Source organism: Mycobacterium sp. IS-1496, assembly GCF_001499995.1.
Classification (GTDB): domain Bacteria; phylum Actinomycetota; class Actinomycetes; order Mycobacteriales; family Mycobacteriaceae; genus Mycobacterium.
In genome coordinates this window covers 107,925-126,487 of record NZ_LQIU01000076.1, presented here as the reverse complement: position 1 = coordinate 126,487, position 18,563 = coordinate 107,925, and the positions used below count along the sequence as shown (strand labels likewise).

18 protein-coding genes are annotated in these 18,563 nt (G+C 67.0%); 11 read left to right on the top strand and 7 right to left on the bottom strand.

All coding sequences use genetic code 11. The features are described from left to right. The first annotated feature begins 561 nt into the window (after positions 1–561). Positions 562–1,014, top strand: coding sequence for a hypothetical protein (locus AU195_RS25870; RefSeq protein WP_157531259.1), 453 nt, complete (start codon positions 562–564; stop codon positions 1,012–1,014). 15 nt (positions 1,015–1,029) lie between these two features. Beyond that, a complete protein-coding gene (locus tag AU195_RS25865) occupies positions 1,030–1,644 on the top strand; it encodes a hypothetical protein (protein WP_157531258.1) in 615 nt (204 codons plus the stop codon). Positions 1,645–1,951: 307 nt separating this feature from the next. Here AU195_RS25865 and AU195_RS24840 read toward each other — a convergent pair whose 3' ends face one another. Both AU195_RS24840 and AU195_RS26320 read right to left on the bottom strand, forming a co-directional pair. Continuing rightward, the gene (locus tag AU195_RS24840) at positions 1,952–2,467 is read right to left on the bottom strand and encodes a GIY-YIG nuclease family protein (protein ID WP_286149483.1); all 516 of its coding nucleotides are present in this window, start codon (positions 2,465–2,467) and stop codon (positions 1,952–1,954) included. Between the two features lie 138 nt (positions 2,468–2,605). Continuing rightward, on the bottom strand, positions 2,606–2,845 hold the full coding sequence (locus tag AU195_RS26320) for a hypothetical protein (RefSeq protein ID WP_286149482.1): 240 nt from the start codon (positions 2,843–2,845) through the stop codon (positions 2,606–2,608). A gap of 420 nt (positions 2,846–3,265) precedes the next feature. On the opposite strand from AU195_RS26320, the gene AU195_RS24835 reads away from it, so the two are divergent. Beyond that, positions 3,266–4,573, top strand: coding sequence for an HNH endonuclease signature motif containing protein (locus AU195_RS24835; protein WP_059161668.1), 1,308 nt, complete (start codon positions 3,266–3,268; stop codon positions 4,571–4,573). A gap of 48 nt (positions 4,574–4,621) precedes the next feature. Here AU195_RS24835 and AU195_RS24830 read toward each other — a convergent pair whose 3' ends face one another. After that, entirely contained in the window at positions 4,622–5,512 is an 891-nt protein-coding gene (locus AU195_RS24830) for a PAC2 family protein (protein WP_059094871.1), read from the bottom strand. An 82-nt stretch (positions 5,513–5,594) separates the two neighbouring features. On the opposite strand from AU195_RS24830, the gene AU195_RS25860 reads away from it, so the two are divergent. The 6 genes from AU195_RS25860 to hisG all read left to right on the top strand — a co-directional run bounded on the left by AU195_RS25860 (position 5,595) and on the right by hisG (position 13,271). Further along, complete coding sequence (locus AU195_RS25860) at positions 5,595–5,741, top strand: hypothetical protein (RefSeq protein WP_157531257.1); 147 nt, start codon at positions 5,595–5,597, stop codon at positions 5,739–5,741. A 205-nt stretch (positions 5,742–5,946) separates the two neighbouring features. Next, positions 5,947–9,696: a methionine synthase gene (gene metH / locus AU195_RS24825; RefSeq protein ID WP_059161667.1), complete on the top strand. Its 3,750-nt coding sequence runs from the start codon at positions 5,947–5,949 to the stop codon at positions 9,694–9,696. A 94-nt stretch (positions 9,697–9,790) separates the two neighbouring features. Further along, positions 9,791–10,477, top strand: a complete 687-nt coding sequence (locus AU195_RS24820) for an HAD family hydrolase (RefSeq protein ID WP_059161666.1) — start codon at positions 9,791–9,793, stop codon at positions 10,475–10,477. 120 nt (positions 10,478–10,597) lie between these two features. After that, entirely contained in the window at positions 10,598–12,076 is a 1,479-nt protein-coding gene (locus tag AU195_RS24815) for a sugar porter family MFS transporter (protein WP_059161665.1), read from the top strand. A 56-nt stretch (positions 12,077–12,132) separates the two neighbouring features. Further along, a complete protein-coding gene (locus AU195_RS24810; RefSeq protein ID WP_059161664.1) occupies positions 12,133–12,414 on the top strand; it encodes a phosphoribosyl-ATP diphosphatase in 282 nt (93 codons plus the stop codon). Positions 12,415–12,419: 5 nt separating this feature from the next. Then, complete coding sequence (gene hisG, locus AU195_RS24805; RefSeq protein ID WP_059161696.1) at positions 12,420–13,271, top strand: ATP phosphoribosyltransferase; 852 nt, start codon at positions 12,420–12,422, stop codon at positions 13,269–13,271. Positions 13,272–13,278: 7 nt separating this feature from the next. Here the strand turns inward: hisG and AU195_RS25535 are convergent, their stop codons facing one another. Continuing rightward, entirely contained in the window at positions 13,279–14,997 is a 1,719-nt protein-coding gene (locus tag AU195_RS25535) for a hypothetical protein (RefSeq protein ID WP_082703204.1), read from the bottom strand. Between the two features lie 309 nt (positions 14,998–15,306). On the opposite strand from AU195_RS25535, the gene AU195_RS24790 reads away from it, so the two are divergent. Both AU195_RS24790 and AU195_RS24785 read left to right on the top strand, forming a co-directional pair. Further along, positions 15,307–15,789, top strand: coding sequence for a hypothetical protein (locus AU195_RS24790; protein ID WP_059161663.1), 483 nt, complete (start codon positions 15,307–15,309; stop codon positions 15,787–15,789). A gap of 1 nt (position 15,790) precedes the next feature. Further along, entirely contained in the window at positions 15,791–17,170 is a 1,380-nt protein-coding gene (locus AU195_RS24785) for an FAD-containing oxidoreductase (RefSeq protein ID WP_059161662.1), read from the top strand. Here the strand turns inward: AU195_RS24785 and AU195_RS24780 are convergent. The 3 genes from AU195_RS24780 to AU195_RS24770 are packed head-to-tail and all read right to left on the bottom strand — an operon-like array spanning position 17,154 to position 18,545. Beyond that, on the bottom strand, positions 17,154–17,768 hold the full coding sequence (locus tag AU195_RS24780; protein WP_286149481.1) for a flavodoxin family protein: 615 nt from the start codon (positions 17,766–17,768) through the stop codon (positions 17,154–17,156). The two genes, AU195_RS24785 and AU195_RS24780, sit on opposite strands and share 17 nt — an antisense overlap. Beyond that, on the bottom strand, positions 17,761–18,231 hold the full coding sequence (locus AU195_RS24775) for an SRPBCC family protein (RefSeq protein WP_059161660.1): 471 nt from the start codon (positions 18,229–18,231) through the stop codon (positions 17,761–17,763). The genes AU195_RS24780 and AU195_RS24775 overlap by 8 nt, the downstream gene beginning before the upstream one ends. Continuing rightward, positions 18,228–18,545 (bottom strand): ArsR/SmtB family transcription factor, encoded by a 318-nt coding sequence (locus AU195_RS24770; RefSeq protein ID WP_059161659.1) that lies wholly within the window; start codon positions 18,543–18,545, stop codon positions 18,228–18,230. The genes AU195_RS24775 and AU195_RS24770 overlap by 4 nt, the downstream gene beginning before the upstream one ends. Between the last annotated feature and the right edge of the window lie 18 nt (positions 18,546–18,563).

The following is an 18,563-nucleotide window of genomic DNA, read 5'->3' as shown; positions in this document are numbered from 1 at the left end:
GAGGGACGAAAAAGGCGCCGTGAGAATTAGTTCGGAGACGAGATGGCCAAGCGACGCCCGCAGCGTGCGGAGTGCGTCGAGTGCGGCAACCGCGTTACGGTTCGCGACGATGGGACGCTCGGGCCGCACTATCGAGGTGAAGGCGGCCGCACCCGTTGGAACAGCGAGGTCGGTGCCCCGGCGGCTGCGACCCAAGTGGCGATGGCATGATCCGTCCAGTCGGCCCGGCCAACAAGAAGTAGGCTTCTCCGCCGCCGCCCAGTGAGGGCGAGTACAGCGTTCGCACTGTGAGCGGCGGCCTGCTGTCATGAGGGCGTAAGTACCGCCAGCCCGAAGAGCCTCGCCGTCCCGGTCAGGCCACCCGATGACGGAAGCAGTTGGCCGACCTACAGTCCTTGTCCTCGGCCTCTTCGGACATTACCCAAGGAGGCGGGGCTTGAGAGCTTAAGACCGATTGGAGGCGATGCACCTCCATGATTCCACTTTGAGTGATTGGGAGAGCAGTTCATGGAACCTAGATTTGTTCAATCATGTGTCACGAGTATCGGATTTCCGGAGTCCGTGGAGGATCTCGAATTTATGTTCGAGAAAAATGAAGGTTTTGCCCCGGGCAGGCAGCTTACCGATCTCGAAATAATTCTGAATTTCGGGGAACTGAATAGCGAATTCGTCGAATGGACTGCGGCACGATGGATGACCGAAGGCGACGTGTTGTTCTTTTATCATACGAATCGAGGCCACAAGAAAATCAGGCGGCTGCTTAAGGAGCTGCGAAGGTGTGAATCAACTCGACCAGGTTCGAATGTCGAAACCATCGAAACTCTTGAACGGAACCTCGTGCTGTCGACAGGCGTAGAGAGTTGCATCTTCGCGTGTGCGCCCGTGCAAGGAAGCGCGACATACTACGCGAAAGAAGAGACCTTTCACTTTAGTAGCCGTAGCTTCGTCCCGTTCAATCAGGTTAGCGTTTTTGAGAAGCCCCTACATTCAAGCGATTTTGGTCTGCACTTCTAAATTGGACAGAACACCGTGACCCCGCTCTACAAGCGAAACTTCGGGGCCATCAGGGAACTCATCCAGCGGGGCAACAGCATTCCAGACTTCCTAGAGCGTGCTGAGATTAGTGAAGTCGCTTTCCAAGATATCTCGAAGGAGAACTGGCGACAGGTGGTTGCCTCCCCGCAGGCGCGATTCCTCAACGAGGAGCTTGTACGTGAGTACTTCATCGATTACCTACTTGGGGACATCAAGGATCCACGAACTCCGATATTGGAGGAATGTGTTACATCGAGATATGGTAAGACCACGGGGCGAGCTGACTACTTTGTAATGGTAGGTGGGCGATGGATTCCCATTGAGGCAAAACTGAACATACTTACAGAAAGCGACCTTCTCGGCCAGATCGGTAAATACCTAAGAGTTGACAGATTTGCGCCCACCATCCGTAAGAAATCAGACACAGAGTACTTTCCGAAACAGCACGGTGTGTGCGTAGTGGTCGATCAATCCGGAGTCTACCTGACACACGATCAAACTTTTGTCGACTGCGGCTTAACCAGACCATGGCTCGCCCGCGAACGGGTTACCGATGATTTCGCGCCAAGCCTCAGAAAGGCAATTATGGAGCTGACCGATAAGGCCTAAGTAGGAGCGTAGGACAGGAGTTCCGCTCACGCTCTGGACCAGCGACCGCGGTGCGCTCCGTGGGACGATGTGCTGGTCGCTTATGTCGGTTCTGCCTATAAACGGGGCTGAGTGGGCGTCCTCCTTCGCGGGCTCACAGAGTCGTGACCAGAGAACAGATGTCCGGGATTTCTGGCATCCGGCCCTTTCGCCTTAACGCCAGTTGGCAAACCCGCATTGCTGACCTGTCTCGTCCGGGTTCCGCGTGGACAAGCCAGATCGAGGAGTTTGCCGGCCGGCAGCTGAGCTGAACCAGTGCACCTTGTCGTCAGTTGCGGTTGAGCCCGAATTTGCGAGTCAACAATGCGTTCTTGTATTGGGATTCAGCGTCGCCGACTTCAGAGGCTGGGGTGCTGGGCCCGAATACTGGCAGGATGCTGAACAAAAAGTGGTGTGCGTGGCCGGTCTTGGCAGCGGCGACGCCGGCGCTGTCAACGATCAGTTCCCGCAGCGCCCGGTTGCCGCCATGGCCGTCTAGGGCGTAGTCCTTCCAGCGGCCCAGGATCCGCTCGGCACCTGCGGCTTTGCCTACGTAGTGCTTGCCGGTGGAGGAGTCGGTGATCAGGTAGATACCTTGGACCTGTGACAGCGCCGCCCGCCAGTCGGCGTAGCGGCCGTCCGACACCATCTCGACCAGTTCGGGGTAGGTCAGCAGGACTCGGTCGAACCCCGGGAACGACACTTTGTCTCGGTCGGCGATCTCAAGGACAGGCATGCGGGCGGCGTTGGTCGCCTGGCGATGCCAGACGCGTGGGGTGTCCCACTCCACGACGAGCAGGTTCACCAGCGCCGCGAGGAAGTTATGGCGGCGAAGGTCGAAGAAGCGGTTCGTGGTCGTCTGTTCGGCGGCGACCTCGCCGAGGTTCTCGAACGTTCCCCAGAGCCGGGACCGTCGCTGGCCGTCGGCGACGAGCAGAACCCATTAGGGCTCCGGATCACGGGGAAACTGCCGCGGCGAGATACCTTGTGAGCGAGTGTAGTCGCGGACGCGCTCCTCGGTCAGATCCTGCGGTCCGCGCAAGCTCTCCTGTTCTCCGGTGTTGAAGCTGTGCCGGATGATGCGGATGTCCTGCAGGCCGATCGGCGGATCGTGCTCGGCGCCCAGGCTGGTCAGGACGTGGCCGAGAGTCAACCCCGCGACGTCGGAATGCCGTGCTGTCACGCCCTCCACCGTAGAGCCAGCAGTCACCGCAGCAACGCCACTTCTGCGGCAACTGACTGGAACCCTGCCATCGCGGTGCTTGGGGGCAGGATGTCGGTTCCCGAGCTGGTGAGCCATCAAAGATATGTAGGCGGGCCGTGAGCAGCGGCATAGGCGTCGTGATCGTTAGAGCGACACGCCGAGAACAGCGCTTCTTGCCGCGCCGTGGACGGACACCGACGGATGCGGTCGGGCCGGCGGTTCAGCTGATCGACCGCTGTGCCGATGACGAGGCTTTCGATTGCTCCCAGTTACGGGTGGCCGTCGAAAACCGTTGTGGCCGTTGGTGAATACTCAGTCCGGAGAACCCCACTCCGGGCGTCGCCTTCGGCACCCTCGCCGGACGCCCTAAATGTCAGACCCCCCTGGTTGTATGGGGTCATGTCCTCGAGCTTGGCGTCCGGCGCGGTGGTGGTGCGCCCTGTCGACCGGCTCGAGGTGTTGTTCGAGGAGTTGGCGGAGTTGACCGGTCAGCGCAACGCGATCGATGGGCGTCTGGTGGAGATCGCCGCCGAGATCGACCACGACGAACTGTGTGGGATGACGGGTGCGAAGTCGGTGGCGCATCTGATGGCCTGGAAGACCGGGTCCTCGTCGAGGAACGGTAAGACCATCGCCGCCATCGCCCACCGGATCGCGGAGTTCCCCCGATGCGTGCAGGCACTGCGGGAGGGGCGGCTGTCGCTGGATCAGGTCGGGGTCATCGCCGACGGGGCGGGGGAAGGGTCAGATGAGCACTACGCCGAGCTGGCCCGAAGCGCCACGGTCAACCAGCTGCGAACCGCGATCAAACTCGAACCCCGACCCGAACCCGAACCCGCACCCGAACCTCAAGCCGACACTGACATCCCGCCCGCGCCTGCTCCCGAGCCGGTCCCGCAGGCGTCGATCACCAAGACCTCCGACGAGCAGTACACCTACTGGCACATCGCGATGCCGCATGCCGAGGCGGCGGCGTTCGACGCCGCCCTGCAGTCCCATCACGACGGGTTGGTCGCCCAGTGGAAACACGACCACGACACCGACAGCCCGGGCACGGGCCCGTCAGCGGGGCGGCCGCCGTTCCCCACCCTGGGCGATGCGTTCAATAGCCTGGTCGAGGCCGGGTGGGACGCCGAGGCCGCCCGCCGCCCGCACGGGCATCGCACCACCGTGGTCGTGCACCTCGACCTCACAGACCGTATCGCCGCCCTGCACCTGGGGCCGCTGCTCTCGGATGCCGACCGCCGCTATCTGACCTGTGACGCCACCTGCGAGGTGTGGTTCGAACGCGCCGGCCAGCCCATCGGCTCGGGGCGCGCCACCCGGCTGATCAGCCGCCGGCTGCGCCGCGCCCTGGAACACCGCCACCCCACCTGCGCGGTCCCCGGCTGCGGGGCCACCCGCGGTCTGCACGCCCACCACCTCCGGCACTGGGAAGACGGCGGCCGCACCGACCTGGACAACCTCGTGCTGGTCTGTCCCTACCACCACCGGCTGCACCACAAAGGCGTCATCACCATCACCGGACCCGCCTCCCGACTCACCGTCACCGACGGCACCGGCCGAACACTCGGAGCTGGTTCACTCGCGCGCCCCCCGAATCAGCCCCCGCCCACCGTCGCCCCCTACCGAGGTCCTACCGGGGAGCGCGCCGACTGGTGGTGGTACCCGCCATACCAACCCCCTCCACCAACGACCAACAACTAGGCGCTCCGAGCGTCGCGATGCCAAGGAAAAGCGTTGGCGCACAGAGATCTAACTCCTGAAGCCGGGACCGCGCCTGCGGAGGTACCGCTCGAACTCTGCGGCCAGCGCATCGCCGTCGATCTTGCCGAGCACCTCGGTCATGTCGACCTCCGCGTCGCCGCGCTGTTCGAGCGAGGCCACGTATTCGGCGATCTCGTCGTCCTCGGCGGTCATCTCGGTGACCGCCTCCTCCCACTCCTCGGCCTGCGTCGGCAGATCGGCGAGCGGGACCTCGATGTCGAGCACGTCCTCGACGCGGCGCAGCAGCGCGACGGTGGCCTTCGGGTTCGGCGGCTGCGACACGTAGTGGGGAACGGCCGCCCAGAACGTCACGGCCGGGATCCCGGCCTGCACGCAGGCGTCCTGGAACACCCCGGCGATACCGGTCGGACCCTCGTAGCGGGTCTCCTCGAGCCCGAAGAACTTCGCCGACTCGGGGGAGTACGCCGCCCCGGACACCGGCACCGGCCTGGTGTGCGGGGTGTCGGCGAGCAGCGCCCCCAGGATGACGACCGTCTGCACGTTGAGCTTGTCGGCGATGTTCAGCAACTCCGCGCAGAACGTGCGCCAGCGCATGTTGGGTTCCACCCCGTGCATGAGCACGATGTCGCGCTCGGCGCCGGGCGGCCGGCAGTGCGAGATCCGCATCGAGGGCCACACCAGCTCACGGGTCACCCCGTCGACCTGGCGGATCACCGGACGGTTGACCTGGTAGTCGTAGTACGACTCGTCGTCGATCTCGGCGATCGGTTCGGCCTCCCAGATCGCGTCGAGGTGCTCGAGCGCGTCGCTGGCCGCGTCGCCGGCGTCGTTCCACCCCTCGAACGCGGCGACGACCACGGCGTCGCGCAACGGCGGCAGGTCAGGTCCCTTCTCTGGGCCGAAGTCCGATGGGGTCACAACGCCAGCCTAAGGCCTGGCGGGCCCGCGTGAGCCCCATCGACTCACCCAGCGGTTTGCAGTCACCGACTACCCTGGCGATGTGACTGCTGCTGACGAACGCGTCTGTGACACCGACCCGCTCGGCACCCTGCCGATGGGTGTCGTGGCCGGCGACGGCACCAGGGGGACCCAGCTGCAGGCGGCCGGCGCCGTCGAGACGAAATACGTTTGGCTGCACTCTGGTTAACCCTGGTGACTACGACATTGCCGACGACATTGCCGACACGATCACGGAGCGTTCGCGCAACGGCGATGAACTGGGCGTCCAGACGTCGATCTGGTGACGACGTAGACTTTCCCCGTCGAGAGGCGTTGCAACGGTTCCGGGTCGCCGCCGGTATCCGCCACGCTCGGCGAAGTCAAGGACGCCTTCCGTCAAGGAAGGAACGCACGTGAACGCCTCTGACCCGAGCATCTTCGAACCGAACCTCCGCCCTGACTGCACCGACGAACTGAAGGCTGCGCTCGACCAGCGGATCATGGTGATCGACGGCGCGATGGGCACGGCGATCCAGCGGGACCGCCCGGACGAGGCCGGCTACCGCGGTGACCGGTTCACGGAGTGGCCGACCGCTCTGCAGGGTAACAACGACCTGCTCAACCTGACCCAGCCGCAGATCATCGAGGCGATCCACCGCGAGTACCTCGAGGCGGGCGCCGACATCCTCGAGACCAACACGTTCAACGCGAACGCGATCTCGCTGTCCGACTACGACATGGCGGACCTGGCCTACGAGCTGAACTACGCCGGCGCCGCCCTGGCGCGCAAGGCCGCCGACGAGTACAGCACCCCGGACAAGCCCCGCTACGTCGCCGGTGCGATCGGGCCGACGACCCGCACCGCCTCGATCTCGCCCGATGTCAACGACCCCGGGGCCCGCAACGTCTCCTACGACCAGCTGGTCGCCGCCTACCTGGAGGCCGCCAACGGCCTGGTCGACGGCGGCGCCGACCTGATCATCATCGAGACGATCTTCGACTCGCTGAACGCCAAGGCCGCGGTGTTCGCCGTCGAGACGCTGTTCGAGGAGCGCGGACGTCGCTGGCCGGTGATCATCTCCGGCACCATCACCGACGCATCGGGGCGGACCCTGTCCGGTCAGGTCACCGAGGCGTTCTGGAACGCCATCCGGCATGCGAAGCCCCTCGCGGTGGGTCTCAACTGCGCGCTGGGCGCACCGGAGATGAGGCCGTACATCGCCGAGATGGCGCGCATCGCGGACACCTACGTCTCCTGCTACCCGAACGCCGGCCTGCCCAACGCGTTTGGTGAGTACGACGAGTCGCCCGAGCGTCAGGCCGGCTACATCGCCGACTTCGCGGAAGCCGGGCTGGTCAACCTGGTCGGTGGGTGCTGCGGCACGGCCCCGCCGCACATCGCCGAGATCGCCAAGGTCGTCGAGGGCAAGCCGCCGCGCGGGCTGCCGGAGATCCCGGTGGCCACCCGCCTGTCGGGCCTGGAGCCGCTCAACATCACCGACGACTCCCTGTTCGTGAACATCGGTGAGCGCACCAACATCACCGGCTCCGCCCGGTTCCGCAACCTGATCAAGGCCGAGGACTACGACACCGCGCTGTCGGTGGCGCTGCAGCAGGTCGAGGTCGGTGCGCAGGTCATCGACATCAACATGGACGAAGGCATGATCGACGGCGTCGCTGCGATGGACCGGTTCACCAAGCTGATCGCGGCCGAGCCCGACATCAGCCGCGTCCCGGTGATGATCGACTCCTCCAAGTGGGAGGTCATCGAGGCGGGCCTGAAGAACGTGCAGGGCAAGCCGATCGTCAACTCGATCTCCATGAAGGAGGGCGAGGAGAAGTTCATCCGCGAGGCACGGCTGTGCCGCAAGTACGGCGCGGCCGTCGTCGTGATGGCCTTCGACGAGCAGGGTCAGGCCGACAACCTGGAGCGCCGCAAGGAGATCTGCGGGCGCGCCTACCGGATCCTGACCGAAGAGGTCGGCTTCCCGGCCGAGGACATCATCTTCGACCCGAACTGCTTCGCGCTGGCGACCGGGATCGAGGAGCACGCGACCTACGGGATCGACTTCATCGAGGCCTGCGCCTGGATCAAGGAGAACCTCCCCGGGGTGCACATCTCCGGCGGTATCTCCAACGTGTCGTTCTCGTTCCGCGGCAACAACCCGGTCCGCGAGGCGATCCACTCGGTGTTCCTGTTCCACGCCATCAAGGCCGGCCTCGACATGGGCATCGTCAACGCCGGTGCGCTGGTGCCCTACGACTCGATCGACCCCGAACTGCGCGACCGCATCGAGGACGTCGTGCTGAACCGTCGCGAGGATGCGGCCGAGCGGCTCCTGGAGATCGCCGAACGGTTCAACAGTTCGGAGAAGTCCGAGGATCCGGCGGCGGCCGAATGGCGCAACCTGCCGGTCCGCGAGCGGATCACGCACGCCCTGGTCAAGGGCATCGACGCCCATGTCGACGACGACACCGAGGAACTGCGGGCCGAGATCGCCGCCGCGGGCGGGCGCCCCATCGAGGTGATCGAGGGCCCGCTGATGGACGGCATGAACGTCGTCGGCGACCTGTTCGGTGCGGGCAAGATGTTCCTGCCCCAGGTGGTGAAGTCGGCGCGCGTGATGAAGAAGGCGGTCGCGTACCTGCTGCCGTTCATCGAGGCCGAGAAGGAAGAGTTGGGCACAGCCGGCAACAAGGACACCAACGGCACCATCGTGATGGCGACCGTCAAGGGCGACGTCCACGACATCGGCAAGAACATCGTCGGGGTCGTCCTGCAGTGCAACAACTACGAGGTGATCGATCTCGGGGTGATGGTGCCCGCGCAGAAGATCCTGGACGCGGCCAAGGAACACAACGCCGACATCATCGGGCTGTCCGGTCTGATCACCCCGTCCCTGGACGAGATGGTCAACTTCGCGGTCGAGATGGAGCGCGAGGGGCTGGAGATCCCGCTTCTGATCGGTGGTGCGACCACCTCGCGCGCCCATACGGCCGTGAAGGTGGCGCCGCGCCGCAAGGGTCCGGTGGTCTGGGTGAAGGACGCGTCCCGCTCCGTGCCGGTCGCCGCGGCGCTCCTCGACGACAAGCAGCGGCCGGCGCTGCTCGAGGCCACCAAGAAGGACTACGCATCACTGCGCGAACGGCACGCTCAGAAGAACGAGCGGCCGATGCTGACGCTGGAGAAGGCCCGCGCGAACCGGACGCCGATCGAGTGGGACGGCTACACGCCGCCGGTGCCCGCCCAGGGCCTCGGCGTGCGGGAGTTTCGCGACTACGACCTCGCCGAGCTGCGCGAGTACATCGACTGGCAGCCGTTCTTCAACGCCTGGGAGATGAAGGGCCGCTTCCCCGACATCCTCAACAACCCGGCGACGGGCGAGGCCGCCCGCAAGCTCTACGACGACGCCCAGGAGATGCTCGACACCCTGATCAAGGAGAAGTGGCTGACCGCCAACGGGGTCATCGGGTTCTTCCCGGCCAACGCGGTCGGCGACGACGTCGAGGTCTACACCGACGACAGCCGTACCGAGGTGCTCACCACGCTGCACAACCTGCGTCAGCAGGGCGAGCACCGGGAAGGCATCCCGAACCGGTCGCTGGGCGACTTCGTCGCCCCGAAGGAAACGGGTCTCCGGGACCATGTCGGCGCGTTCGCCGTCACCGCGGGGCTCGGCGGCCAGGACAAGATCATGGAGTTCAAGGCAGCCTTGGACGACTACAGCGCGATCCTGCTCGAGTCGCTCGCCGACCGGCTCGCGGAGGCGTTCGCCGAGCGGATGCACGAACGGGTTCGTAAGGAGTTCTGGGGATACCAGCCCGACGAGCAGCTGGACAACGACGCACTCATCGGTGAGAAGTACGTGGGAATCCGCCCCGCCCCCGGGTACCCCGCCTGCCCGGAGCACACCGAGAAGGCGACGCTATGGGAGTTGATGGACGTCCAGGAGCGGACCGGGATCGAGCTGACCGAGTCGATGGCGATGTGGCCCGGTGCCGCCGTCAGCGGCTGGTACTTCTCGCATCCGCAGTCGCAGTACTTCGTGGTCGGCCGGCTGGCCCAGGACCAGGTCGCCGACTACGCGCGGCGCAAGGGCTGGACCCTAGCCGAAGCCGAGCGCTGGCTCGCCCCCAACCTCGGCTACAACCCGGAGGACTGAGCCCCACGCGGGTGGCGAGCGCACGAATGTCCACGGCTGCACGGCGTTTCCTCGCGGTTCGCTCGACGTCACGGACCCGTGACACAATGGCCTCATGCGAGCGGTGCTGTGGGACATGGACGGAACGCTCGTCGACTCCGAAAAGCTCTGGGACGTCTCGCTCGCCGCGCTCTACGACCGGCTCGGCGGGGTGATCACCGACGAACTGCGCACCGCCCTTGTCGGCAGCTCCGCGGAGAACACCATCAGGACGATCTTCGCCGACCTCGGTCTCGAGCCCGACCCGGCGGCGATGGCCGAGGCCGACCGCTGGCTGCACCACCACACCGGTGAGCTGTTCGCCACCCACGGCCTGCCGTGGTGTGACGGCGCCCGCGAACTGCTCGAAGCGCTTGCGCGCGAAGATGTTCCGATGGCCCTGGTCACCAACACCCAGCGTGCGCTGACCGAGCAGGCGCTCGACAGCATCGGCCGCCACTTCTTCTCGGTGACGGTGTGCGGTGACGAGGTGCCCAACGGCAAGCCCGAACCGGACCCCTACCGCCGAGCCGCCGAGCTGCTCGGCCTCGATCCGGGCGCCTGCCTGGCGGTGGAGGATTCGGCGACCGGAACGCTGGCCGCCGAACTCGCCGGTTGTCCGGTGCTCGTGGTGCCCAACGATGTCGTCGTCCCCCTGAGTCCGCGCCGCAGGCACGTTGATTCGCTGCGCGACGTCGCCGTCGAGGACCTACGTGCCTTTCATGCGGAGATCGACGTCACCTCCGGCCGACGCAGCGCCTGACAGCGGCATCCCGGGCCGCCCGGTTTCACGTCCTCCACTTCCGGGAACCCGCCTTTTCCGACCGGATGAGTGCTTGAATGTGATTCCGGTCACGCGACGATGCGCGGGAAGGGACGTTCGATGGCTGGTCACGGAGGGGCGCCGGTAGGGGACGATCTGCCGGTCGGGGACGACCAATTCACCTCCGGCAAGACCGCGGTCCGGATCGCCTCCGTGGCGGCGCTCGGCGGCCTGCTGTTCGGCTACGACAGCGCGGTCATCAACGGCGCCGTCGACTCCATCCAGGAGGACTTCGGCATCGGCAACGCCTCACTCGGTTTCGCGGTCGCATCGGCGCTGCTGGGCGCCGCGGCCGGGGCGATGACCGCGGGCCGCATCGCCGACAAGATCGGGCGTATCGCGGTGATGAAGATCGCCGCTGTGCTGTTCCTCATAAGTGCCTTCGGGACGGGCTTCGCACCCGAGGTGTGGGCAGTCGTGCTGTTCCGGATCGTCGGCGGCATCGGCGTCGGCGTGGCGTCGGTGATCGCACCCGCGTACATCGCGGAGACCTCGCCGCCGAGCATCCGCGGCCGGCTCGGATCCCTGCAGCAGCTGGCGATCGTGTCCGGCATCTTCCTGTCGTTCGTCGTCAACTGGCTGCTGCAGTGGGCGGCAGGAGGCCCGAACGAACCGCTGTGGTTCGGCGTCGACGCCTGGCGGTGGATGTTCCTGGCGATGGCGGTGCCCGCGGTGGTGTACGGCGCGCTGGCGTTCACGATCCCCGAATCCCCGCGGTATCTGGTTGCCAGCCACCGGATCCCGGAGGCGCGGCGGGTGCTGAGCACGCTGCTCGGCGGCAAGAACCTCGAGATCACGATCACCCGGATCCGCGACACGCTCGAGCGCGAGGACAAGCCGTCGTGGCGGGATCTGCGCAAGCCGACCGGCGGTCTCTACGGCATCGTCTGGGTGGGCCTCGGACTGTCGATCTTCCAGCAGTTCGTCGGTATCAACGTGATCTTCTACTACTCCAACGTGCTGTGGCAGGCGGTCGGCTTCAGCGCCGACGAGTCGGCGATCTACACCGTCATCACGTCGGTGATCAACGTGCTGACCACGCTCATCGCGATCGCGCTGATCGACAAGATCGGCCGCAAACCGCTGCTGCTCATCGGCTCATCGGGAATGGCGGTCACGCTGATCACCATGGCGGTGATCTTCGCCAACGCCACCATCGGCCCCGACGGCAACCCGAGCCTGCCCGGCGCGTCCGGGGTGATCGCGCTCATCGCGGCGAACCTGTTCGTCGTCGCGTTCGGCATGTCCTGGGGCCCGGTCGTGTGGGTGCTGCTCGGCGAGATGTTCCCCAACCGCATCCGCGCCGCCGCGCTGGGCCTGGCCGCCGCCGGTCAGTGGGCGGCCAACTGGCTGATCACCGTCACCTTCCCGGGACTGCGCGAGCACCTCGGTCTGGCCTACGGTTTCTACGGGCTGTGCGCGATTCTGTCGGGCCTGTTCGTGTGGCGCTGGGTGCGGGAGACCAAGGGCGTGTCGCTGGAGGACATGCACGGCGAGATCCTCAAGGAGGACCTGCCCACCGCCGCCAAGGAGGGTTGAGGGCCGTGCCCGCTCGGTGTTGATGACCGTGCCCGCACGGGGCTGACCCTGACGGCGTGGGAGAATCGCAGCCCGTGAAGACCTTCGATGCGCTGTTCGACGAGTTGACCGAGCGCGCGCGCACCCGGCCCGAGGGCAGCGGCACCGTGGCGGCCCTCGACGGGGGCGTGCACGGCCTGGGCAAGAAGATCCTCGAGGAGGCCGGCGAGGTGTGGCTCGCCGCCGAACACGAGAGTGACGACGCGCTCGCCGAGGAGATCAGCCAGTTGCTGTACTGGACGCAGGTGCTGATGATCGCCCGCGGCCTGTCGCCCGACGACGTCTACCGCAAGCTGTGAACGGCATGCTGAGGGTCGCCGTGCCCAACAAGGGCACGCTGAGCGAACCGGCCGCCGAGATCCTGTCGGAGGCGGGCTACCGACGCCGGACCGACACCAAGGACCTGACGGTCGTCGACCCGGCCAACAACGTCGAGTTCTTCTTCCTGCGCCCGAAGGACATCGCGATCTACGTCGGCTCCGGCCAACTCGACTTCGGGATCACCGGCCGGGACCTGGCCGCCGAATCGGACGCACCGGTGCGCGAACGGCTGGCGCTGGGGTTCGGATCGTCGACCTTCCGCTACGCCGCCCCGGCCGGACGCGACTGGACGCCGGCGGATCTGAACGGTAAGCGGATCGCCACCGCGTTTCCGAATCTGGTGCGAAAAGACCTCGCCGCCAAGGGGATCGAGGCGACCGTGATCCGGCTCGACGGTGCGGTGGAGATCTCGGTGGCGCTCGGTGTCGCCGACGCGATCGCCGACGTGGTCGGTTCCGGCCGCACGCTGGGGCTGCACAACCTGGTCGCGTTCGGTGACTCGCTGTGCGATTCGGAGGCGGTCCTGATCGAGCGCGACGGCGCCGACGACGAGAACGCCGCTGCGCGTGACCAACTCGCCGCCCGCGTGCAGGGTGTGGTGTTCGGCCAGCAGTACCTGATGCTGGACTACGACTGCCCGCGGCACGTGCTCGAACGGGCCACCGAGGTGACGCCGGGGCTGGAATCGCCCACCATCGCCCCGTTGGCCGACCCGGACTGGGTGGCGGTTCGGGCGCTGGTGCCCCGACGCGACGTCAACGCGATCATGGACGAACTCGCCGCGATCGGCGCCAAGGCGATCCTCGCCTCCGACATCCGGTTCTGCCGCTTCTGAGCACCGCTCAGGCGCGCGGCCGGCGCCGGTTGAGGTGGACGCTGAGCCCCACCGCGGCCAGCGCCAGCGTGCCCAGCGTCCCGGCGAGTCCGATCAGGAACTTGTCCCGCATGCTCAGACCCGAGGCTTCGTCGTTGACGAGTTCCAGCGGGTAGTCGCCGGGCAGCGGCACCTGCGCGGGGGAGTCGAGACCGGGGAACTGCTGGGTCTGGTTGATCTCGAACTGGCGCTCACCGGCGGAGTTCTGCTTCCACTCACCCCACGCCGGTGTCACGCCGTCCAGCAACACCTTTCGCTGTCCGACCACCCGGTCGAACCCGGCGTCGACCACCCGCTGCACACGGAAGGGCCGGTAGGTCGCCGAGGTGTACCGCACCTGCACGGGCACGTTGTCGTAGCGGACGAGGCGCGGCGGCGCTGGAGGTGGCGGCAGGCCCGGGCCGGGGAAGTAGCCCCCTCCGAAGAAGCTGCCCACGGCGACATTCGTCGCTGCGCCCGCGGCGTCGAGGACCATGGCGGTGAAGTTGTAGGCCCCGACGGCGGCCGCCTCGACGACGATGTTGCCCAGCGGCGGGATGATGCCGACCCGGGGTGCGCCCTCGTAGTAGTAGACGACGCGGAGCGGGTTGCGATACGGATTGCAGATCCGCGGCCGGTAGTAGGTGTCGTACTGCACCCACCGCGGGGAGTACTGCACGATGTTCGACCGGACGACGGTGTTCTGGATGACCGTCGTGTTCTGGTTGATCGTGTTCTGGTTGATGGTCGTGTTGTTGGTGGTGATGTTGTTCGTCGTCAGGTTGGTGACCTGCTGACGGAACTGGTTGACCTCGGTGACCGGGGCGGGCGCCGGGCTGACCTCCACCGGCCGGGCGTTCTGCGCGAGCCGGACGTCTTCTTCGGGTGCGGCGAGGCTGTCGGGCCTGGCCTCGGGGACGGCCTTCGGTTCGACGGCGACCGACGTCACCCGGCCCTGGGGGGTGTCGTCGTTGGCTTCGCCGGGTTCGGGCGCGCTGGGCTCGGGCGCGCTGGGCTGTGGCGCGCTGGGCTCGGTGATGACATCGGAAGGCTTCGTGTCGGGAGGCTTCGTGTCGGACGGCTTCGCATCGGAAGGCTTCGTGTCGGACGGCTTCGTGTCGGACGGCTTCGTGTCGGACGGCTTTGTATCGGAAGGATCTGTGCCAGGACGCAATTCGGCATCCGGCTGCCGCTCGGGGATGGCGGAAGGCGTCGGGCCGGCGGGCACCTGCTGGACGGGGGCCTGTTCGACGGGTGCCTGTTGGACGGGCGCCTCCTGCACCGGGGCCTGTTCGACCGGGGCCTGCTCGACCGGCGCTTCGACCGGCGCTTCGACGGGCGCCTGTTTGACCGGTGCTTCGACGGGCGCTTCCTCAACGGGTGCCTGTTCGACGGGTGCCTGTTGGACGGGCGCCTCCTGCACCGGTGCCTGTTGGACGGGTGCTTCGACTGGCGCCTGTTGCACCGGAGCCTGTTCGACCTGTGCCGGCGCCGGGAACGACGGCACCTCGAACGAGGGCATCTCGAACTGCGGAGCCTGTTCGTACTGCGGCTCGGGCGCGGACACCGTGGTCGTCGGTGACGACGAGTCGTCCAACGGGTCGGCCGCCGCGGGGACGCCGGACAGCGCCGCGGTGAGCGAGATCGCCGTGGTCGAGACGACGCCGATGACGCCGATGCGCCGTCCAGAGTTGGGTGCTGATCGCATCGGGACCCGAGCCTTTCACTGCGGGGGGTGCGACGACGAACGCCCGCCGGTGAGTTCCGGCGGTGCCCAGCGTTTGCGGTTCCACCCCCCGACGGCGGGCCGGAACCATGTCCGAACCACCATCACCAGCAAACGCGTCAATAACGTAGCACAGCGCGAAAACCACGCAAGCGGTGTCTTTGCAGATTTGAGCAACTCCCGCCGGCGAACGTTGCCCACGGCGCGGCCGCGCCGCCGTCGCTCGTTGCCCGGTGCGAACCGATGTTGCGTGCTAGCGTCCGGGAGACTCACCGTCGGCCGGAGGTTGCCATGACGCATGCCCTTGTCCTGCTCCTCGCGCTGCTGATCGGTGTGGTCGCCGGATTGCGCACTTTCACCGCCCCCGCGGCGGTCGCGTGGGCGGCGATGCTGGGCTGGATCGTCCTCGACGGGACGTGGGCGCAATGGCTGGCGCACCCGATCACGGTCACGGTGGCCACCGTCCTCGCGGTGGGTGAACTCGTCACCGACCAGTTGCCCAAGACGCCCAGTCGCAAGACACCGATGCAGTTCATTCCCCGCCTGGTCTCCGGCGGGTTCGCCGGCGCGGTGATCGGAACCGCCTGGGGGTACACGTTCGGCGGGCTGGGCGCCGGGGTCATCGGCGCAGTGCTCGGCACGCTCGGGGGATATGAGGCTCGCAAACGCCTGGTGGCCGCCAACCGCGGACGCGACCTGCCGATCGCGCTGCTCGAGGACGGAGTCGCCGTGGCCGGCGGCCTCGCCATCGCCTGGCTCACCTCGGTGGTGTGAGATGGCAACGGAGCCAACGACATTCGACGCGATCATCATCGGCGCCGGGCAAGCCGGCCCGCCCCTGGCCGGTCGGCTGACCGAGGCCGGGCAGTCCGTCGCCGTCATCGAACGCAAGCTCGTCGGCGGCACCTGCGTCAACTACGGGTGCATCCCCACCAAGACGCTCGTCGCCAGCGCGCACGCGGCCCACTTGGCCCGGCGCGGCGCCGAATACGGCGTCGGCACCGGTGAGGTGACCGTCGACATGGGAAAGGTCAAGGCCCGCAAGGACAGGATCATGCTCGACGACCGCGACGGCGTCGAATCGTGGCTGCAGGGGATGGACGGGTGCACGTTCATCCGCGGCCATGCCCGCTTCGAGGATCCGCACACCGTGCGGGTCGACGATCAGGTACTCAAGGCCGACCGTTTCTACCTCAACGTCGGCGGCCGCGCCGTCGCCCCGGATCTGCCCGGATTGTCCGACATCGACTACCTCACCAACGTCGGCATCCTCGACCTCGAGACCTTGCCCGAGCATCTCGTCATCGTCGGCGGCAGCTACATCGCGTTGGAGTTCGCCCAGATGTACCGCCGATTCGGCGCCCGGGTGACGGTGCTCGAACACGGCCCGCGGCTGACCTCCCGTGAAGACGAGGATATCTCGGCGGCGATCAAGGACATCCTGGAAGCCGAAGGCATCGAGATCATCCTCGACGCCGACGGGATCGAATTCACCAAGCGAGACAACGGGTTCGAGGTCGTCGCGCGCGCGGGGGCGGAACCCATCGTCGGCAGCCATCTGCTGGTGGCGGTCGGCAGGCAGCCCAATACCGACGATCTGGGGCTCGACGCCGCGGGCGTGCAGACCGACGAGCGCGGCTACATCGTCGTCGACGACCAGCTCCGCACCAGCGCCGACCACATCTGGGCGATGGGGGACTGCAACGGCAGGGGCGCGTTCACACACACCTCGTACAACGACTTCGAGATTGTCGCGGCGAACCTCCTCGATGACGACCCCCGCCGTGTGAGCGACCGGATCACCACCTACGCGCTCTACATCGACCCGCCGCTCGGCCGCGCCGGTATGACCGCCGACCAGGTGCGCAAGTCCGGGCGCAAGGCGCTCGTCGGCAAGCGCCCGATGACGCGCGTCGGCCGTGCGGTCGAAAAAGGGGAGACCCAGGGCTTCATGAAGGTGGTGGTGGACGCCGAGACCGAGGAGATCCTCGGCGCCGCCATCCTCGGTGTCGGCGGCGACGAGGTCGTCCACGCCATCCTCGACATCATGACGGCCAAGAAGCCCTATACGGCGATCTCGCGCACCATGCACATCCACCCGACGGTCAGCGAACTGGTACCGACGATGCTGCAGGACCTCACACCGCTGACGTGACGCGGCGGCCTGCCGTGAGCTGCGCGGCCACCCGTGCGACACGCTCGCCCAGATGACGGCATGTCCGTGCATCGGCGGGGTGCACGCCGTCGGGTCCGGTGTCGACATCGCTCTGCGCGCCGGCGCCCAGGAAGAAGCCGAGCCGGTTGAGATCCTCGGGGCTGCCGGCCGAACTGTTCCAGCCCGCTACCAGACCCAGGTTCACCCAGTGCATGTGGTGCTGAGCGGCGAAGACGGCCAACGACATCAGCGTGGCCACCTTGTCACCGCTCTTGGCGCCGGAGTTCGTGAAGCCTGCGGCCACCTTGTCGCGCCATGTGCCCTCCTGGCACCGCCTGCCGGTGCGTTCGGCGAAGGCCTGGAACGCCGCAGAGACGTTGCCCATGTAGGTGGGGCTGCCGAAGACGATCGCGTCGGCGTCGTCGAGTGCCCGCCAGCCGTCGTCGGTGAGGGCGTCGACCGCAACCGGCATCGCCGTGGCGCCGGCGGCGCGCACCCCGGCCGCCACCGCCTCCGCGAGGACGGCGGTGTGACCGAAGCCGGAGTGGAAGGCCACGGCCACACATACCGGCGTAGCGGCCAACGCGTTGTCAGCCAAGGGAATTGCTCCATTCCGGCAGCGGGGCGCCCGCCAGGTGGGCGGCGAGGCGGTCGAGATACGAGGCGGTGCCGCCGCGGAACCCGGAGGCGTTGCGGATACCGAGCCCGCGGTGGGTGAACCGCAGCACCGTGTCGGCACCGTCGGCGCGCAGCTCGTAGCGCACCACTCCCTTCTCGACGATCGGTTGGTGCCATTCGTGTTCGAAGACGTGTGGGGGATCCCAGACGAGGATGCGACCGGTCATCCGCTTGCGGTCATCCGGCAGCGGCGGGCCGGTCGCCACCATCTCGATGCTGCCGCCGTCCCGGCCGTCGATCGTGGTGTGGCCGAACCACTGTCCGCGCTCGGCCGGGTCGGTGATCGCCGACCACACCACGTCGATCGGGAAGGGCAGCCGGCGTTCGAAGGTCAGCACCGCACGGTCGCCGTCGACGATGAGTCGACCGTCCCTGACACTCATCGCGACCCCCGCGCCCGCCCGTGCAGATGCGCCTCGAGATCGTCGAGGTGGCCGGCCCAGAAGCGCCGGTACCGCTCGATCCACGCGCCGATCTCGACGAGCCCGTCGGCCCGCAGCGCGTAGATGCGGCGCTGCGCATCCGGCCGCACCTCGACCAGTCCCACCTCGCGAAGCACACGCAGATGCCGCGACACCGTCGGCTGGGCCAGCCCGGGCAGCGTCGCGACCAACTCGCCCGCGGTGCGTTCGCCGTCGGCCAGCGCGTCGAGCAGTGCGCGCCTGCTCGGTTCGGCCACCGCCTCGAAAACGTCCATGAGAGCGAGTATTGCACC

Bases quoted from the DNA above. Each gene is read 5' to 3' on its own strand.
- AU195_RS24835 (WP_059161668.1), top strand. From the start codon at position 3,266: ATGTCCTCGAGCTTGGCGTCCGGCGCGGTGGTGGTGCGCCCTGTCGAC.
- AU195_RS24820 (WP_059161666.1), top strand. From the start codon at position 9,791: ATGCGAGCGGTGCTGTGGGACATGGACGGAACGCTCGTCGACTCCGAA.
- AU195_RS24815 (WP_059161665.1), top strand. From the start codon at position 10,598: ATGGCTGGTCACGGAGGGGCGCCGGTAGGGGACGATCTGCCGGTCGGG.
- hisG (WP_059161696.1), top strand. From the start codon at position 12,420: ATGCTGAGGGTCGCCGTGCCCAACAAGGGCACGCTGAGCGAACCGGCC.
- AU195_RS25535 (WP_082703204.1), bottom strand. From the start codon at position 14,997: ATGCGATCAGCACCCAACTCTGGACGGCGCATCGGCGTCATCGGCGTC.
- AU195_RS24790 (WP_059161663.1), top strand. From the start codon at position 15,307: ATGACGCATGCCCTTGTCCTGCTCCTCGCGCTGCTGATCGGTGTGGTC.
- AU195_RS24785 (WP_059161662.1), top strand. From the start codon at position 15,791: ATGGCAACGGAGCCAACGACATTCGACGCGATCATCATCGGCGCCGGG.
- AU195_RS24775 (WP_059161660.1), bottom strand. From the start codon at position 18,231: ATGAGTGTCAGGGACGGTCGACTCATCGTCGACGGCGACCGTGCGGTG.
- AU195_RS24770 (WP_059161659.1), bottom strand. From the start codon at position 18,545: ATGGACGTTTTCGAGGCGGTGGCCGAACCGAGCAGGCGCGCACTGCTC.